Raw genomic sequence first — 17,225 nt, forward strand, 5'->3', positions numbered from 1 at the left:
CTATTTCTATCAACCACGCCTTAATTTCATGTTGACCAGCGATGCAAATTCCCTTGCCAACGGGTCCGGCTTGCCGTGTAAAACCGGGCAGTCCTGGCCGCTGGGCGCCACCTGCATGACGCTTGACGGCCAGAGCGGCATCAACTTCGCTGTCTATTCCCGCCACGCCGAGGCGATTGAGCTGTGTCTGTTTGACGAACATGGTGCGCAGGAGACTGCTCGCATCCGCCTGCCCGCGCACAGCGACGGTGTCTGGCACGGCTTTGTGCGCGGTTTGAAGGCCGGTCAGCTGTATGGGCTGCGTGCACATGGACCGTATCAGCCCGCGCACGGTCAGCGTTTCAACCCGGCCAAATTGCTGCTTGATCCCTTTGCGCGCGCGCTCAAAGGGTCCACGCAGTACCTGTCTCTGGAGCGCGACTACCTGGGGCAAGCGGCCGCCGATGCAACCGTGTTGGATGCCGCGCCCGACCAGCACGACAACGCGCCACGCATGCCCAAGGCCCAGGTGGTGGACCTGGCGGCCGAGTTCCAGGCGGGAGCGGCCATCACCCGCAACCCCGGGGTGCCGCTGGCCCGCACCGTGCTGTACGAAGCGCATGTCAAAGGGCTGACGCAGCGCCACCCCGACGTGCCGGTCGCCTTGCGCGGCACCTATGCCGGCTTGGCCAGTTCACCCATGCTGGCGCATTACGAGCGCTTGGGCATCACCACCTTGTGTTTGTTGCCGGTGCAACTGTTCGTGACCGAAGCGCATCTGCTGCAAAAGGGCTTGCGCAACTACTGGGGCTACAACACCCTGGCTTATTTCATCCCTGAGCCGGCTTACGCCAGCGGCCAGTTTACCGATGACCGTACCGAATTCAGGCACATGGTGGACCAGTTGCACCAGCACGGACTGGAGGTGGTGCTGGATGTGGTGTTCAACCACAGCGCCGAGAGTGACACTTTTGGCCCCACCTTGAGCTGGCGCGGCCTGGACAACGCCAGTTGGTACGCACTGGACCCGGCGGGCCAGTACCTTAATTTCAGTGGCTGTGGCAACAGCTTCAATCTGGCGCAGCCCTGCGCCGTACAGATGGTCATGGACAGCCTGCGCTGGTGGGTGCAGGCGTTTGGTGTGGATGGGTTTCGCTTTGACCTCGCCACAGCGCTGGGGCGCGACCCGATTCTTCATCACGATTTTCACCCCATGTCCGGCCTGCTGACGGCCCTGGCACAAGACCCGGTCTTGGCCGGTATCAAGCTGATTGCCGAGCCGTGGGACCTTGGGCCGAATGGCTACCAACTCGGACGATTTCCCGCTCGCTGGCATGAATGGAATGACCGTTTTCGCGATACCAGCCGCGCCTTCTGGTTGGGCCACCACAGCACGCGGGGCGAGCTGGCGCGTCGGCTCACGGGTTCCAGCGATTACTTTGACCATGACGGCCGCTCCCCCCTGGCCTGTATCAACCTGCTGAGCGCCCATGACGGCATGACGCTGGCGGATTTGACCTCGTACCGTCACAAGCACAACCTGGCCAATGGCGAAGGCAACCGCGACGGACACCACCATAACCTCAGCGCCAACGCCGGGGTGGAAGGCCCCACCGACGACCCTACGGTGCAGTCCGTGCGCGCGCAATGGCAGCGCGCCTTGCTGGCCACGTTGTTTTGTTCGCAGGGACTGCCACAGTTGCTCGCTGGTGATGAACTGGGCCAGTCCCAGCAGGGAAACAACAACGCCTATTGCCAGGACAACGAGACCAGCTGGCTCGACTGGTCAGGTTCACACCCCGCATTGACCGATTTTGTCTCGCGCCTCATCCACCTGCGCCAAACCCACGCGGCGCTGCGCCATGCACGCTGGTTCACCGGTCGCGCCACGGCTGGGGCCACGGCAGCAGACATCGCCTGGCGCAGGCCGGACGGCGCGGCCATGGCTGCATCCGACTGGGACGATTCTCGATCGCGCAGTTTTGCCGGCCTGATCGAAGTTACCGACACGGCCGAAGCGACTGACGCCATGCCGCTGCGCTGGTTGCTGCTGGTGCATGCGAGCGATGAGCCCCAGATTTTTGCGCTGCCGCCGGGGCGCTGGCACACCGTGCTGGACAGTGCCGCCGGCTGGGTGTTGCCGGATGCCCAATGGCGTGCTGCGCCCGCCTGCACGCAGGCGATCACTGCCGCACCACGCACGATGCTCGGACTCGTCCAGCACGTGACGAATCCCGTGTTGCCTCTTGAGGCTCACACATGAGCTCGGCGCAAGCGGCCACGGCGGCCATTTTTTCGCAGCGCTGCAGCGGCGTGCTGCTGCACCTGACCTCTCTGCCAGGCCCCCATGGCTCAGGCGACCTCGGGGCTGAGGCCTACCATTTTGTGGACTGGCTGGTGTCGGCCGGACAGCGACTCTGGCAAATACTGCCACTCTCGCCGGTGGGGCCGGGCAACTCGCCCTATCACAGCCCCAGCACTTTTGCCGGCAACCCGCTGCTGGTGGACCTGGATGAACTGGTGAAAAACGGCTGGCTGTCAGCGCAGGAGCCGCCGGTGTTTGAGGTGGTGCGCTGTGACTTCGAGCGCGTGGCGCCGTACCGCATGCAGCGTTTGCGTGAAGCATGGCAGGGTTTCCTGGAACACACGCAAGCCAGCGACTGGGCCGAGTTCGAGCGCTTTCGGCTGCAGCAAGCGCACTGGCTGGAGGGTTATGCCTTTTTCATGGCACTGGAGACACGCCATGGCAAACCCTGGACCCAATGGCCCGCGGGGCTGGCGCAGGCTGACCCGGCGGCGCTGGCCGCAGTGGGCGAGTCGATGGCAGACGAGCTCGGGTTCTTCAGCTTCATCCAGTGGCGCTTTATGGTGCAGTGGCAGCGTTTGCGTGACTACGCTCACGCACGTGGCATCGCGATTGTGGGCGATGCGCCTATTTTTGTTGCGCATCACAGTGCCGATGTGTGGCTCAACACCGACTTGTTCCTGCTGGATCCGTTGGGCGAACCAACAGTCGTGGCCGGTGTACCGCCCGACTATTTCAGTATGACCGGTCAGCGCTGGGGCAACCCCTTGTACCGCTGGGACGAGATGGCAAAGCAGGGTTTTGCCTGGTGGAAAGACCGGCTCAGTCACCTGCTTGAGCTGGTGGATGTGATCCGGCTGGATCACTTTCGCGGTTTCGAATCGTATTGGGAAATTCCGGCCACCGAACCCACGGCAGTTGCCGGTTGTTGGCGCCAGGGGCCAGGCCGAGCCTTGTTTGACGCATTGGCCCAAGCCCGGCGGCAGCAAGGAGCCAGCGGCCTCCTGCCGATCATTGCGGAAGACCTCGGCATCATCACCCAGGCCGTCACCGATTTGCGCCAGGACTGCGGCTTTCCCGGCATGCGCGTGATGCAGTTTGCATTTGGCGACACCCCTGCCAATCCTTACCTGCCGCACAACTTTGACGTCCAAACGGTCGCCTACACCGGCACGCATGACAACGACACCACATTGGGCTGGTGGCAGACGGCGGGCGCTGGGCAACGGCACATCGCCCGCGCCTATCTTGGCCCTCTGGCGGACTTCGAGATTCACTGGGCCATGATGCAATCGCTCTCGCAGTCAAAAGCGAACACGGTCATATTTCCGCTCCAGGATGTACTGGGACTGGACGGCTTGCATCGCATGAACACGCCCGGTGTGGCGCAGGGTTGCTGGCAATGGCGTTTTGCCTGGCGCCAGGTCGGCGATACACCGGCCCGGCGGCTGAAAGACATGGCTCACGCCCATGGCCGCAATCTGCTTCGCTAGCCTGATTATTGATGTTTTCTCCAGGAGGTTTCTCATGAAAGATAGTGCGCATCACCGCCCGGTCCGTCGAACCATTTCCCTGGTCCTGGCGGGGGGCCGCGGGTCCCGGCTGCAGGACCTGACGGAAAATTGTGCCAAACCGGCCGTCCACTTTGGTGGCAAGTTCCGGATCATCGATTTTGCGCTCTCCAATTGTGTCAATTCAGGGCTGCACCGCATCGGCGTGTTGACGCAGTACAAGTCGCACAGCCTGCTGCGCCATTTGCAGCATGGCTGGTCTTTCTTGCGCAGCGAAGTCAATGAGTTCATCGATTTGCTGCCCGCCCAGCAGCGCGTTGACGAGGCCTCGTGGTACCGGGGCACGGCAGATGCCGTCTATCAAAATATCGACATCCTGCGCGAACACGATCCCAAATATATTTTGGTGTTGGCGGGGGACCATGTGTACAAAATGAATTACGCCAGCCTGATTGAAGACCACGTGGCCCTGGGTGCGCGCTGCACCGTCGCCTGCATTGAAGTGCCGCTGGCAGAAGCCAGCGCCTTCGGTGTCATGACGGTGGATGCCACGCGCCACATTACCCGGTTTGATGAAAAACCGGCGCACCCGCAACCGATGCTGGACCAGCCGGAACAGGCGCTGGCGAGCATGGGGGTGTATGTATTTGACGCCGACTATCTGTTTGCCGCGTTGCAAACCGACATTGAAGATGCCGCCTCTCACCACGACTTTGGCAAGGATTTGATCCCGGCCATCGTGTCACGCGGCGAAGCCATGGCCCATCCGTTTGACCTGTCCTGCGTCAAAACCAGCCCGGAGAGTCCTTCTTACTGGCGCGATGTCGGCACGGTCGACGCCTACTGGGCCGCCAATATCGACTTGACCGCCACCATTCCCCAGCTCGATCTTTATGACAAGGATTGGCCGATCTGGACCTACCAGCCAACCTCGCCACCGGCCAAGTTTGTCTTTGATGATGAGGGGCGCCGCGGTATGGCGGTCGACTCGCTGGTATCCGGGGGCTGCATTGTGTCGGGTGCGCTGGTGCGGCGATCCGTGCTGTTCACCGGGGTTCACCTTCACTCTTACAGCAGCGTGGAAGAGTCGGTCCTTCTGCCGGAGGCTGATGTCGGGCGGCACTGCCGGTTACGCAAGGTGGTGGTTGACGAAGGCTGCCGTATTCCTGCGGGCATGACGATCGGCTTTGACGCTGAGGACGACGCGCGGCGTTTCCATGTCAGCGCCGAAGGTGTGGTGCTGGTCACGGTGGCCATGCTGGAGGCGTTGCGGGTGAGTCAGGCATGAAGGTTTTGTATGTTTGCACCGAACTGTTTCCATTTCTCAAGACCGGGGGGCTGGCCGATGTCAGCGCCGGTCTGGCCCCGGCACTGCAGGCTGTGGGCTGCGAGGTGCGCTTGCTGCTGCCGGCCTTCCCGGCCATTGCCAACCAGGCCCTTTCAGCGCAGCCTATTGCCCCCTTGCCTGAGGGCCAGATGCCTTGGGGCCCCGCCCCTGCCTTGCCCCCCGCCAGCCTGACGCTGATCACCCTGCCCGACTTTGAGTTGCCGGTTTATCTGCTTCAAGCCCCGGCCTTGTATGAGCGTCCCGGCAACCCCTACCTCGGGCCGGACGGCAAGGACTGGAGCGACAACGCGATTCGCTTCGCGGCGCTGGGATGGGCTGGGGCGACCCTGGGGCAGGGGCTGGATCCAGACTGGCTGCCAGATGTCATTCACTGCCACGACTGGCATAGCGGCCTGACCCCGGCCTATGTGCGGGCCTTTGCCGCGGCCAAACGAGCCACACCAGCGACAGTTTTCACCATTCACAACCTGGCGTATCAAGGCCTGTTTCCAGCGGCTGAATTTGCCCGGCTGGGCCTGCCCAACGCCTGGTTTGATGTCAACGGCCTGGAGTTTTTTGGCCGGGTTTCCTTCATGAAAGCAGCGCTTCGGTACGCGGACCGCATCGCCACGGTCAGTCCGACCTATGCCCGCGAAATCATGGCGCCGGCGCAAGGCCACGGTCTCGACGGCCTGCTGCGCCAGCGTGCCAACGCATTGTCAGGCGTTCTCAATGGCGTGGATGACCAGGTATGGAACCCGGCCAATGATGCGCTGCTGCCTGCGCGCTTTGATGCGGACAAGTTGCAGGGCAAAGCCCTCGCCAAATCAGCACTTCAAGCCAAATTTTCGCTGGAACCGCGGCCGGCCGCCCTGGTGTTTGGTGCCGTCAGTCGCTTGACGGAGCAAAAAGGGCTGCACCTGCTGCCCCAGGTGTTGGCGGACATGGTTCAGCGTGGTGGTCAACTGGCCTTGCTGGGCCAGGGTGACGCGGCGCTGGAGCGGGCCTTTGTGGATGCGGCCACCCGCTACCCCGGCCAGGTCGGTGTGCGCATTGGCTACGACGAGGTCACCGCCCACGCGGTCATTGCCGGTGCCGATGTCATCCTGGTTCCCTCTGAGTTTGAGCCTTGCGGCCTGACGCAGCTTTATGGCTTGCGCTACGGCACCTTGCCTTTGGTACGCCGGGTCGGCGGTCTGGCCGATACGGTGGTCGATTGCACGCTGGAAGATCTGGACGAAGGCAGTGCCACTGGCTTTGTGTTCGACGAATTGAGCCCCGCAGGCTTGCTCAGCGCCGTGCGCCGGGCCTTTGTCTTGTTTCGACGCCCCGACGAATGGTCGGCAGTGCAACGACGGGCCATGGGGCTGCGCTTTGACTGGCTCGCTTCCGCGCGGCACTACCTGGCCATGTACCAAACATTGCGGCCGGGTGCAAAATAATTCATCTGTGTATTTTCCGGAGCCATTGACCATGCCCGCCACCGCTATTTTTCAATTTGATAAACCCACCAACAGCGTCGAAGCGCTGCGCCGGTCAATCTCGAACCGGCTGGTCTACCAGGTCGGCAAAGACCTGCACTCGGCCACCCAGCGCGACTGGCTGTTTGCCGTGTTTCATGCCGTGCGCGACCGCATCATGGACGGCTGGCGGGAGTCGTTGACCAAGGTCGAAGACCAGGATGCCAAGCGCGTGTATTACCTGTCGCTGGAATTTCTCACCGGGCGGGCACTGACCAATGCGATGCTGGCGACTGACATTTATGAACCCGTCAAACAGGCCTGCGCCCTGCTGGGTGCCGACTTTGATGCCCTGATTGAGCTGGAGCCCGACGCCGGCCTGGGCAACGGCGGCTTGGGTCGCCTGGCGGCCTGCTTTCTGGACTCGATGGCCACCTTGGGCCTGCCCGGCATGGGTTATGGCATCCGCTACGAATTCGGCATGTTTGCCCAGCGTATCGAACATGGACAGCAAGTGGAAGAGCCCGACTACTGGCTGGTCAACGGCTATCCGTGGGAGTTCATGCGCCCCGAACTCAGCTACACCATCCGTTATGGCGGACGTCTGGTGCCGCAAAACGGCCAATCGCTCTGGCTCGATACCGAAGATGTGATTGCCACCGCCTACGACAGCGGCGTGCCCGGCCACCAGATGCGCAGCGTGGTCACCATGCGGCTCTGGTCGGCACGTGCCAGCGGCGGCGTCAACCTGGACGCCTTTAACCGGGGCGATTACATCCAGGCGGTGGAGGCCAAAAACCAGTCGGAAAACGTCTCGCGGGTACTCTACCCGGACGATCGCACCGAGCACGGGCATGAATTGCGCCTGCGCCAGGAATACTTTTTTGTCAGTGCCTCGCTGCAGGACATTTTGCGGCGTCACCTCAAAAACCACAGCGGCTTTGAACAACTCGCCGACAAGGTGGCCATTCACCTCAACGACACCCATCCGGCGCTGGCGGTGCCCGAGTTGATGCGACTCCTGCTGGACGAGCACCAACTGGACTGGGAAACCGCCTGGGGCCTGTGCACGCGCATCTTCTCGTACACCAATCACACCCTGATGGAAGAGGCCCTGGAGACCTGGCCGGTGGACCTGCTGGGCCGCGTGCTGCCCCGGCACATGGGTCTGATTTTCGACATCAATGCCCGTTTTCTGGCTGAAGTTCATACCCGATTCCCGGATGACCATGCCTTGTTGCGGCGTATTTCACTGATCGAAGAGCGCGGCGTGCGCCGGGTGCGCATGGCCCATCTGTCGGTGTTGGCCAGCCACAAGGTCAATGGTGTATCGGCCCTGCACAGTCAATTGATGGTGGACACGATCTTTTCCGATTTTGTGCGGATGTATCCGGAGCGCTTCTGCAATAAAACCAACGGCATTACCCCGCGCCGCTGGCTGTCGCTGGCCAACCCCTCGCTGTCGACCTTGATCGACAGCCGCATCGGCCCCGACTGGCGGCGTGATCTGGATCAATTGGCCCAGTTGCACGACCTGGCCGACGAGCCGGAGTTTCAAAATGCCTTCCGGCTGGCCAAGCAGCAAAACAAGCGCCGTCTGACGGACCTGATGGCGCACTGCCCGGGCATCATCGTGGATCCCAACAGTCTGTTCGACGTCCAGGTCAAGCGCATGCATGAATACAAGCGCCAACTGCTCAATGTGCTGCATGTCATCACGCGCTACCACCGCATACTGGCCCAACCGCATGCCAACTGGGTGCCACGCACCGTGATCTTTGCCGGCAAGGCAGCCTCCGCCTACTTCATGGCCAAACTCATCATCCGGCTGATCAACAACGTGGCGCGCGTGATCAACAACGACCCCCTGATCGGTTCGCTGCTGCGTGTCGTGTTCATCCCCAATTACCGGGTGTCGCTGGCAGAAATCATCATTCCGGCGGCCAATTTGTCGGAGCAGATTTCAACCGCCGGCACCGAAGCCTCGGGCACCGGCAACATGAAATTTGCCCTCAATGGCGCCCTCACGATTGGCACCTGGGATGGTGCCAACATTGAAATTGCCGAGAAGGTTGGCCTGGACAATATTTTCGTGTTTGGCAACCGCGCCGACAAAGTGACCGAACTGCGGGGTTACGGCTATCAGCCGCGCAGCTACTACGAGGGCAATTTTGATCTGAAGTTTGCCATTGACCGCCTGGCTCAAGGTGGGTTTTCGCCCGAGGAACCCGGTCGCTACCGCGATGTGGTCAATGTGCTGCTGGAGTCTGACTACTACCAGTTGTTGGCCGATTACGGCGATTATTGTGCCTGCCAGGACAGGGTGGACGATCTCTATCGGCGCCCCGGCGCATGGACGCGCAGCGCGATCCTGAATGTTGCCGGCATGGGACCTTTTTCTTCCGACCGCACGATTCGCGAATATGCCACCGATATCTGGGGCGTGGCGCCCCTGCGGTGACAGCTCCATTTACCGAAACTTTACAGTCACCCCAAGCCCTTTCACCTGCCCTGCCCTAGACTATTTCCATGACTCAACACCTTTTGATGATCGAAGATGACGCGCGCCTGGCCCAGATGGTGAGTGAGTACCTGGCGCAATCAGGGTTTGTGGTGGGCCATGCCGGCGACGGCCAGACCGGGCTGACCGACCTGCAGTCCGACCCGCCTGACCTGGTCATCCTGGACCTGATGCTGCCCGACATGGACGGGCTGGAGGTGTGCCGGCGCATCCGCTCGCTGCCCGGCGCCCTGGCGCAAACACCGGTGCTGATGTTGACCGCCAAGGGTGACCCGATGGACCGCATCATCGGGCTGGAGATCGGTGCCGACGACTACCTGCCCAAGCCGTTTGAACCACGCGAGCTGCTGGCCCGCATTCGCGCTGTGTTACGCCGCCATGTGGAGGGTGCGCACCCCGTTCAAACACAGCTGCGTTTTGGCACACTGGAAATTGACCGCGACGCCCGCTCCGTCAGTGTGGCGGGCCAACTCTGCGACTTGACCTCTTACCAGTTTGATCTGCTGGTGGCGCTGGCCGAGCGCGCCGGGCGGGTGCTCACGCGTGACCAGATCATGGAAGCTGTGCGCGGACGTGAACTCGACGCCTTTGACCGCTCGATCGACGTGCACATGGGACGCATCCGCGCGGCCATTGAACTCGACGCCAAGGATCCCAAGCGCATCCTCACGGTGCGCGGCGTCGGCTATGTATTCGCCCGCCAGCAAGACTGAGCATGTTCTTCAAGAAACTGTATGTGCGGATCTGGCTGGCCGTGGTGCTGGCGGTGGCGGTTCTGACCCTGCTGGTCGGTTGGGCCTGGCGGCTCACGGCCGAGCCACCCCTGCGCAACGTGGTCATCCGTGACCATGTCGGGAGAATCATTGGCAATGGGCACTCCCGCATGCGCCGGCCACCGGACATCGGGTTTGGGGAGAACAGCGACCGGGCGCCTGATGCGCAGGATCGCTGGCTCGGCCCCTACAGCCAGTATGGCAACGACCCGGAGTTTGTGGTGGTGATGAACGATGGGCAAATGGTGCACCTGCAATTCCCGCGCCCGCCGCAGTCACCCTGGAGCCGCCCGCCCTTCGGTTTTTTCTGGACCCTGTCCCTGGTCGGCATCGCGGTGGCGCTGGCCACCTATCCGATCATTCGCAAGCTCACGCGCCGTCTGGAGTTGCTGCAAAACGGGGTGGTGAAGTGGGGTGAGGGCGACCTTTCGATCCGGGTGCCGGAGGCCGGCGCCGATGAGGTGACCTTTCTGGCGGCGCGTTTCAACCATGCGGCCGAGCGCATCGAGACCCTGGTGAAGTCGCATGAATCGCTGCTGGCGTCGCAAAAATCATTGCTGGCCAACGCCTCGCATGAGTTGCGCTCGCCACTGACCCGCATTCGCATGGGGCTGGAGTTGATGGGTTCGTCAGCGTCCCCGGCGTTCAAAAACGAGATCTCCCGCAACATCAGCGAATTGGATCAGTTGATTGAAGAGATTTTGCTGGCCAGTCGCCTCGATGCCCGCGAAGCCGACATGGGCACGATTGAGTCGGTTGACCTGATTGGTCTGGCCGCGGAGGAGTGCGCTCGGGTCAACGCCGAGCTCGATGTGCAACTGGCCAGCGACCCATCAGCCACGCAGGCCGAGCCTGCAGGCCCCTCCGACTTGCCGGTGCAAGGTGTCACCAAATTGCTGCGCCGCGCGATGCGCAACCTGCTGGAGAATGCCAGGCGCCATGCGGCGGGTGAGATCACGGTGACACTGCGCAAGACCGACAGACAGGCCACAATCAGTGTCTGTGACCGCGGCCCAGGCGTGCCACCCGGGCTGCAAGAGAGGATTTTTGAGCCTTTTTACCGCTTGCCAGGCGCCACCGAGCGCGACGGCGGCGTCGGCTTGGGGCTGGCCCTGGTGAAATCGATCGCCCTGCGCCATGGTGGCACGGTATCTTGCGAGAATCGCCCCGATGGCGGCGCCTGTTTTGTCGTCCGGTTGCCGCTTTCGCCGGTCGACAAAGTATAAAAGTCGCAAAAAGCGACATTTTTCTACCCAAAAACCTCGCCATATCCCCCAAATGGGGGATGGCACATTACACGAATGCTCGGTAAAGTGTCCCCAACTGCTGTCACAGTGCTCAAGCGTTGGAGTCCAGTCAGTCATAGACGGGCGCTCAGACCTTCAAAGAATCCAACGAGGTTCCTTCGGGAACTTTTTTACAGCCACCTTCGGGTGGTTTTTTTATATAAAACAAGCCTCTAGCCCCCGTCGATATTGCTTATGTAGCTACATATTTAATAGCACACGGGTAGCCGTGATATCCACCAGGCAGCGCGTATGCCCAAGCGGACATTCGCGCTCAAAACAGGGCGCGCAATCAAGCGGCGGCTGGTAACTTGCATCGTTCTTGAGCCACAGCACGGTCGCTCTGTCATTGAGGGGCGGCGTGTGCAGCGGGCTGCTGGAGCCGAACAGGGCCACCTGACGCACACCCAAGGCGGCTCCCACATGCATCAGGCCGGAGTCGTTGCTGACCAGGCATTTTGCAGCGCCGATGACACTGAATGCCTGGGCGAGCGAGGTTTCGCCGGCAAGATTGCGGCACTTGCCCGGTTGGTCGGCATTGACCAGATCGGCAATCTCCTGGCACAAGCCACGTTCCTTGGCGGAACCCAGTAACACAACCGGCAACTCAAGACGACGGGCCAACTCGGCAAAATGACGGGTCGGCCAGCGCTTGGCCGGGCCGTATTCAGCCCCAGGGGCAAACACGTCATAAGCACCGCGCTGCAACCCCAGTGCCGCCAGGGCGGTGTCAACCTCAACCGGATTCAGCTGCAGTTGCGGCCGGTCATTGCCTGGGTCAGCCGCACCACTGAGTGCCGAGTAAAACGCCACCATGGGCGGGCGCTGGGCCTTGGGTGGGTTTTTCAAACGGTGCGTCAGCAAGCCCACCCGTGCCTCGCCCAGGTACCCTACCCGCTTCGGAATACCCGCCAGCAGCGGCAACAAGGCGCTTTTCAGGGAGTTGGGGCAAACATAAGCCACGTCAAACCGGCCTGTCAGTTGCCGGGCCAGGCTGCGCCGGGCCTTGAGTTGCAGGCCACCGTGGGCGAAGGGCAATTCAATCACCTCCGCCACCTGTGGCATCAGCCGGTACACGGGCGCCACCCACGGCAGCGCACCGACCGTGAGGCGCTCGCCGCGCGCCTGCAGGCGGCGCATCAGCGGCTCGGTCATCACCGCATCCCCAATCCACTGGGGCGCGATGATCAAAGAATGAAAAGAATGGGGGAGAGACCCCGATTCTTTAGTGCCCGGCGAAGTGCTCACCCGCCTTGAGTTTGTAAACCGTGCCGCAGTAAGGGCACTTGGCCTCACCGCTATGGGCCACGTCCAGGTAGACCTTGGGGTGGCTGTCCCAGAGTTTCATATCGGCCTTGGGGTTGGGGCAGAACACGCCACCTTGGTGGTTGAGGTCTGCAGCCAGGAGTTCGACAGTAGATTTGTTCACGGTATTTTTCTTTCAGACTTTACTCAGCCAATGGGCATATTTCGGGTTGCGGCCATTGACGATGTCAAAGTAGGCGCTCTGGATTTTTTCGGTGATCGGGCCGCGGCTGCCAACATAGTCACCCTTGCCCAGTTCGATGCGGTCAAGTTCGCGAATCGGGGTGACTTCAGCCGCCGTGCCGGTAAAGAAGGCTTCGTCACAGATATAAACCTCATCACGGGTGATGCGTTTTTGAATCAGTTCCAGCCCCAGGTCCTTGGCAATGTGGAAGATGGTGTTGCGCGTGATGCCGTTGAGTGCGCCGGACGACAGATCCGGTGTGTAAATCACGCCGTCTTTGACGACGAAAATATTTTCACCCGGGCCTTCCGACACAAAGCCCGAGCAGTCGAGCAGCAGCGCTTCGTCGTAACCTTCGTCGGTGACTTCCAGGTTAGCCAGAATCGAGTTGCTGTAGTTGCTCACCGCCTTGGCCTGCGTCATGGTGATGTTGACGTGGTGGCGGGTAAAACTGCTGATCTTGACCCGAATGCCACGTTTCATGCCTTCTTCGCCGAGATACGCACCCCAGGGCCAGGCTGCCACCATCAGGTGAATGGTGTTGCCTTTGGGGCTCACACCCAATTTCTTGTCGCCAATCCAGCTCAAGGGACGGATGTAACCGCCCTCCAGCTTGTTCTCGCGCACCACGGCCTTTTGCGCCGCCAGCACCTCCTCCATGCTGAACGGGATCTTCATGCGCAGGATCTTGGCGCTGTTGAAAAGGCGTTCGGTGTGATCTTCGAGCCGGAAAATTGCGGTGCCGCCGACGGCGTTGTAAGCGCGCACGCCTTCAAAAACGCCGCAGCCGTAATGCAGGGTATGCGTCAGCACATGGATCTTGGCGTCGCGCCAGTCGACCATCTGGCCATCCATCCAGATTTTGCCGTCGCGGTCGGACATGGAAGGGGGTACAGGACTCATAGGTATTTCCTCGGGTGTGGGACTTGCAAATACTGCAAAAAAATTGATTTTACGAGGCCGCGACAGGTGCCCTGCGTTCAAGCCGCATGGGCGTCGCGTACCGAGCTTTCCAGCTCGGTAAAAGCCTCTTGCACATAGTCACCCAAACGCTGCAAATTGGGCAGCTCGTCGGTCGCGATCAGGCCAAAGAAAAGCTCCCCGGCGTAGCTGAACAGGGTGATGTTGAGCAGATTGCTGGGCGGCAGGGTGCTGATGGGGTGCATTTCTTCCATCTTGGCACCTTTGATGTACAAGTACTCTTTGGGCCCCGGCACGTTGGAAACCAGGGTGTTGCCCATGGGGGGCAGCGTGTTGCTGAGCTGGAGCAATTCTGCAATCTGCGCCACCAGCCCGGTGATGATGGTGTAGGACTCGATCGCCTCGGGCGCCACGCTGTCGATCATGGTGCGCACACTGCGCAGCGAAAACCCGATGTTGCGCAGCCGCACATAGGGGTCGTCGGTGGGCGCCGATAGTTCCACCTGAATAATGCCAATCTTGTTGCCCGCTGTCTTCTCGCCCTCTTTGCGCAGGTTGACCGGCATCTGAATCGTGATCGGGCGCTTGAGCTCAACCCCCTGATCCTTGAGGTAACGCCGCAAGGCGCCATCCAGACAGGTCAGCGCCACATGATTGATGGTGGAGCGGGTCCGTTCCCGAATCTGGTTGACCCGCGCCAGTGAAACGCCGGCGGTGGTGAACTGACGACCGGCCGTCACCTGCCCGGTCAAAGGCGTCTTGGCGGTGGAGACAAAGGGCAAGGCGATGGCATTCTTGGTCAGCTTGACACTCTCCAGCAGCAGCATGGTGGCCAGGCGGGCGATGCCTAGAAAACGCAGCGTGGTGCCGCCGACATCTTTCCACAAGGAATGCATCAACTCCTGCATGGCTTGTTTGTGCCGATCGCCATGGCCGCCGTGCTTTCTGGTCCACACCGGCGTCAGTTCGAGATCATCGGGCGTCTGCGCCATGCTCTCCGAGATCCAGCGCGACATCGTGATGCCGTCGGCGCACGCGTGGTGCATTTTTTGATACAGCGCAAAGTAGCCCTTTTTCTGGTCGATCTCCAGACCGTCAATCACGTGCACCTCCCACAAGGGGCGCGAACGATCCAGCATGGGCTGGTGCAGCTTCGATACAAAGTCGTACAGCGCCTGCCGGTCATTGCAGCCGCCGGCGAGCTTGTGATAAAAAATGTGTTGCTTCAGATCGACCGCCTTGCTGTACTGCCAGTGCGGCATGGCCTTCAATGAAAACTTGATCACGCGATTGAACGGTGCCTTGACATCGGTGAACGTCAGCAGTTCACGGTACAGATTTTTGGCAAAGGCAAGCGTCGATTTGGGCGGCCGCCTGCAAATCAGCAGGCCCGCCACATGCTTGGGACTGGCCTGCGTCTCGGCAATAAAAAACCCGAGATCCAGTAACGACAGTTTGCTCATGGTGCCTCGTTCTTGCTTTGCAATGGGAGGCGCCATTTTGCGTCATCTTTGCTCGTTCATTTGAGCCATTTGGCTTGAGCCGTCAGCGCGGCCAGCGCACCGTCACCGCCAGGCCGCCCAGGCGTTCAGAGCGGCTGACCTGCACCTGAGCGCCAAATACAGTCGCGATTCTCTTGACAATCGACCAACCCAGGCCACTGCCGGGCTGGTCGCTACCCAGCACGCGGTAAAACCGCTCGCCCAGGCGTGCCATCTCGGGTTCGGTCATGCCCGCGCCGCTGTCTTGCACGCGCAGCACAGCTTGCCCGGACTCCATCGCCACGCTGACCCAAACCTGCGCCTGGTTCGGGCTGTAGCGCAGGGCGTTGTCAACCAGGTTGCGCACCAGCACCCCGATCAGCGCTTCATCACCCGCCACCCGACAGGCGGTGGGCGCTTCGAGCTGCAGGGTTTGCCCGCGCGCCAACGCGGTGGGCGCCAGATCGGCCGCCACACGGCGTGCCAGCGCGCTCAAATCCACCCTGGCCACCGCATCGGCAGCGCTGGCGGGGGCCGCCTCCAGCCGCGCCAGCGTGAGCAATTGCTCGACCAAGTGGGTGGCCCGATCACAGCCGGCCAGGGTGAACTGCAGCGCATGGTCGCGCTGCGCGGCATCATGACCGGCACCCAGCGCCACCTGCGCCTGGGCGCGGATGGCGGCAATCGGGGTGCGCAGCTCGTGCGCAGCGTCGGCCGTGAAGCGCCGCTCCGACACCAGCATCTGCTCAATACGTTCAAACAGGCCGTTCAGGGCCTGCACCACGGGCACCATTTCTGTGCTCAAGTCAGGGACCATCAGCGGTTCCATGGCCTGCGGGCGGCGCTGTGCCAGCACCCGACTGAGGTGGCGCAGCGGCGCCAGGCCCTGACGGACGGCCCACCAACCAACCAGTGCCAACAGCGGCAGCGCAATCACCAGCGGCAACAGCACCCCTTGCAGCACGGCCCACAGAATGGAATCGCGCGACTCAGTCTGCTCGCCGACATAGACTTGCACATCGTGCTCGGCGCCGCGCGTCGCAAAGACCCGCCACTGGTCATCATCGACCAAACGCACGGTTGAGAAACCCTGCTCTTTCCTGGAAATCGGCACCGTGCCGGCGTTGGTCGAGCTCAACACCAGACGCCCTTCGTGGAATACCTGAAACACCACGTCGGAGGCGTATTTGTGCAACGAAGGGGGGTATTTTTGCAGGGAGGGCGCATCTTGCGCACTGTCGTGCGCATGCGGGTTGGCCTGTTGCATGACCAGCAAGGCGGCGGCCTGGGCCAGATGGCCGTCCAGCAATTCATCGAGTTCGTGGCTGGCATCGAACCAGATCATGACAGCCGCGCCCAGCCAGACTACGGTCAGCAGCCCCAGCAGGGGTGCCAGCAAGCGGGCCTGCAAGGACTTCAGGCGGCGACCGGTCCTCATGTGGACGCCGATGCCGGTGCTGACCCGCGTTGCACGGTGTACCCGATGCCGCGCACGGTCTGGATCAAGTCCGGCTGCAATTTGCGGCGCAGATGGTGGATGTGGACCTCGATCGCATTGCTTTCCACTTCATAGCCCCAGCTGTAGAGCTGCTGCTCCAGTTGCTCCCGCGACAACACGCGGTCGGCGTTGAGCATCAGCACGTGCAACAAATCGAATTCACGGGTGGACAGCGCCACCGGCTCGTCGTTCAGACTGACGCGCCGGGCCGAAGGTTCCAGCAGCACCGCACCGCAACGCAAGACATCCTGCATCTGCCCATGGGCGCGGCGCACCAGCGAACGCAGGCGCGCACCCAGTTCATGCAAATCGACCGGCTTGACCACATAGTCATCGGCCCCCAGGTCCAGGCCGCGGATCCGATCCGGCACGGCGTCGCGGGCCGTCAGCACCAGCACCGGGGTGGTGATCTTGCTCGCCCGCACAGCTTGCAGCACATCGATGCCGTCCTTCAAGGGCAAGCCGAGGTCCAGCACGGCGGCCGCGTAGTCACCCGAGGCCAGCTCGCGCTCGGCCGCCAGACCGTCGCGCACCCAGTCCACCTGAAACCCCAGTTGGCGCAAGCCCGCGCGCAGCCCATCGCCCAACATCGAGTCGTCTTCTGCCAGCAAAATTTTCATCCATCAACTCCCAAAAAATCCAACCGCCGCGTGCCTTGCCAAGCGGCAGCCGGC

13 protein-coding genes are annotated in these 17,225 nt (G+C 61.7%); 7 read left to right on the plus strand and 6 right to left on the minus strand.

The features are described 5' to 3' along the window. Positions 1 to 28 precede the first annotated feature (28 nt). The 7 genes from glgX (at position 29) to WA157_RS13450 (ending at position 11,102) form a co-directional block, all read left to right on the plus strand. Positions 29 to 2,242 (plus strand): glycogen debranching protein GlgX, encoded by a 2,214-nt coding sequence (gene glgX, locus WA157_RS13420; protein WP_422621435.1) that lies wholly within the window; start codon positions 29 to 31, stop codon positions 2,240 to 2,242. Then, positions 2,239 to 3,777, plus strand: a complete 1,539-nt coding sequence (malQ, locus tag WA157_RS13425; RefSeq protein ID WP_422621436.1) for a 4-alpha-glucanotransferase — start codon at positions 2,239 to 2,241, stop codon at positions 3,775 to 3,777. The genes glgX and malQ overlap by 4 nt, the downstream gene beginning before the upstream one ends. Before the next feature lie 34 nt (positions 3,778 to 3,811). Beyond that, complete coding sequence (gene glgC / locus WA157_RS13430) at positions 3,812 to 5,083, plus strand: glucose-1-phosphate adenylyltransferase (RefSeq protein WP_422621437.1); 1,272 nt, start codon at positions 3,812 to 3,814, stop codon at positions 5,081 to 5,083. Continuing rightward, positions 5,080 to 6,564, plus strand: a complete 1,485-nt coding sequence (gene glgA / locus WA157_RS13435; protein ID WP_422621438.1) for a glycogen synthase GlgA — start codon at positions 5,080 to 5,082, stop codon at positions 6,562 to 6,564. The genes glgC and glgA overlap by 4 nt, the downstream gene beginning before the upstream one ends. Before the next feature lie 31 nt (positions 6,565 to 6,595). Continuing rightward, positions 6,596 to 9,043, plus strand: coding sequence for a glycogen/starch/alpha-glucan phosphorylase (locus WA157_RS13440; protein ID WP_422621439.1), 2,448 nt, complete (start codon positions 6,596 to 6,598; stop codon positions 9,041 to 9,043). A gap of 68 nt (positions 9,044 to 9,111) precedes the next feature. After that, positions 9,112 to 9,816 (plus strand): response regulator, encoded by a 705-nt coding sequence (locus tag WA157_RS13445; protein ID WP_422621440.1) that lies wholly within the window; start codon positions 9,112 to 9,114, stop codon positions 9,814 to 9,816. A 2-nt stretch (positions 9,817 to 9,818) separates the two neighbouring features. Continuing rightward, positions 9,819 to 11,102: an ATP-binding protein gene (locus WA157_RS13450; RefSeq protein ID WP_422621441.1), complete on the plus strand. Its 1,284-nt coding sequence runs from the start codon at positions 9,819 to 9,821 to the stop codon at positions 11,100 to 11,102. 261 nt (positions 11,103 to 11,363) lie between these two features. On the opposite strand, the gene waaF is transcribed toward WA157_RS13450, so the two are convergent. The 6 genes from waaF to WA157_RS13480 form a co-directional block, all read right to left on the minus strand. Beyond that, entirely contained in the window at positions 11,364 to 12,353 is a 990-nt protein-coding gene (waaF, locus tag WA157_RS13455) for a lipopolysaccharide heptosyltransferase II (RefSeq protein ID WP_422621442.1), read from the minus strand. Positions 12,354 to 12,387: 34 nt separating this feature from the next. Further along, positions 12,388 to 12,591, minus strand: coding sequence for a zinc-finger domain-containing protein (locus WA157_RS13460; protein WP_011462832.1), 204 nt, complete (start codon positions 12,589 to 12,591; stop codon positions 12,388 to 12,390). 12 nt (positions 12,592 to 12,603) lie between these two features. Then, on the minus strand, positions 12,604 to 13,554 hold the full coding sequence (locus WA157_RS13465) for a branched-chain amino acid transaminase (RefSeq protein WP_422621443.1): 951 nt from the start codon (positions 13,552 to 13,554) through the stop codon (positions 12,604 to 12,606). Between the two features lie 77 nt (positions 13,555 to 13,631). Next, positions 13,632 to 15,035 (minus strand): wax ester/triacylglycerol synthase domain-containing protein, encoded by a 1,404-nt coding sequence (locus WA157_RS13470; RefSeq protein ID WP_422621444.1) that lies wholly within the window; start codon positions 15,033 to 15,035, stop codon positions 13,632 to 13,634. A gap of 82 nt (positions 15,036 to 15,117) precedes the next feature. Next, positions 15,118 to 16,491: an ATP-binding protein gene (locus WA157_RS13475; RefSeq protein WP_422621445.1), complete on the minus strand. Its 1,374-nt coding sequence runs from the start codon at positions 16,489 to 16,491 to the stop codon at positions 15,118 to 15,120. After that, positions 16,488 to 17,171, minus strand: coding sequence for a winged helix-turn-helix domain-containing protein (locus WA157_RS13480; RefSeq protein ID WP_422621446.1), 684 nt, complete (start codon positions 17,169 to 17,171; stop codon positions 16,488 to 16,490). Before WA157_RS13480 ends, WA157_RS13475 begins: the two co-directional genes overlap by 4 nt. Between the last annotated feature and the right edge of the window lie 54 nt (positions 17,172 to 17,225).

It is taken from the genome of Rhodoferax ferrireducens (assembly GCF_049302455.1).
GTDB classification, from domain to species: domain Bacteria; phylum Pseudomonadota; class Gammaproteobacteria; order Burkholderiales; family Burkholderiaceae_C; genus Rhodoferax; species Rhodoferax ferrireducens_B.

What these genes read in the sequence shown, in the direction of transcription:
- WA157_RS13470 (WP_422621444.1), bottom strand. Translation starts at nt 15,035, where the DNA reads ATGAGCAAACTGTCGTTACTGGATCTCGGGTTTTTTATTGCCGAGACG.
- glgC (WP_422621437.1), top strand. Translation starts at nt 3,812, where the DNA reads ATGAAAGATAGTGCGCATCACCGCCCGGTCCGTCGAACCATTTCCCTG.
- WA157_RS13475 (WP_422621445.1), bottom strand. Translation starts at nt 16,491, where the DNA reads ATGAGGACCGGTCGCCGCCTGAAGTCCTTGCAGGCCCGCTTGCTGGCA.
- WA157_RS13480 (WP_422621446.1), bottom strand. Translation starts at nt 17,171, where the DNA reads ATGAAAATTTTGCTGGCAGAAGACGACTCGATGTTGGGCGATGGGCTG.
- WA157_RS13440 (WP_422621439.1), top strand. Translation starts at nt 6,596, where the DNA reads ATGCCCGCCACCGCTATTTTTCAATTTGATAAACCCACCAACAGCGTC.
- malQ (WP_422621436.1), top strand. Translation starts at nt 2,239, where the DNA reads ATGAGCTCGGCGCAAGCGGCCACGGCGGCCATTTTTTCGCAGCGCTGC.
- WA157_RS13450 (WP_422621441.1), top strand. Translation starts at nt 9,819, where the DNA reads ATGTTCTTCAAGAAACTGTATGTGCGGATCTGGCTGGCCGTGGTGCTG.
- glgX (WP_422621435.1), top strand. Translation starts at nt 29, where the DNA reads ATGTTGACCAGCGATGCAAATTCCCTTGCCAACGGGTCCGGCTTGCCG.
- WA157_RS13445 (WP_422621440.1), top strand. Translation starts at nt 9,112, where the DNA reads ATGACTCAACACCTTTTGATGATCGAAGATGACGCGCGCCTGGCCCAG.
- WA157_RS13465 (WP_422621443.1), bottom strand. Translation starts at nt 13,554, where the DNA reads ATGAGTCCTGTACCCCCTTCCATGTCCGACCGCGACGGCAAAATCTGG.
- glgA (WP_422621438.1), top strand. Translation starts at nt 5,080, where the DNA reads ATGAAGGTTTTGTATGTTTGCACCGAACTGTTTCCATTTCTCAAGACC.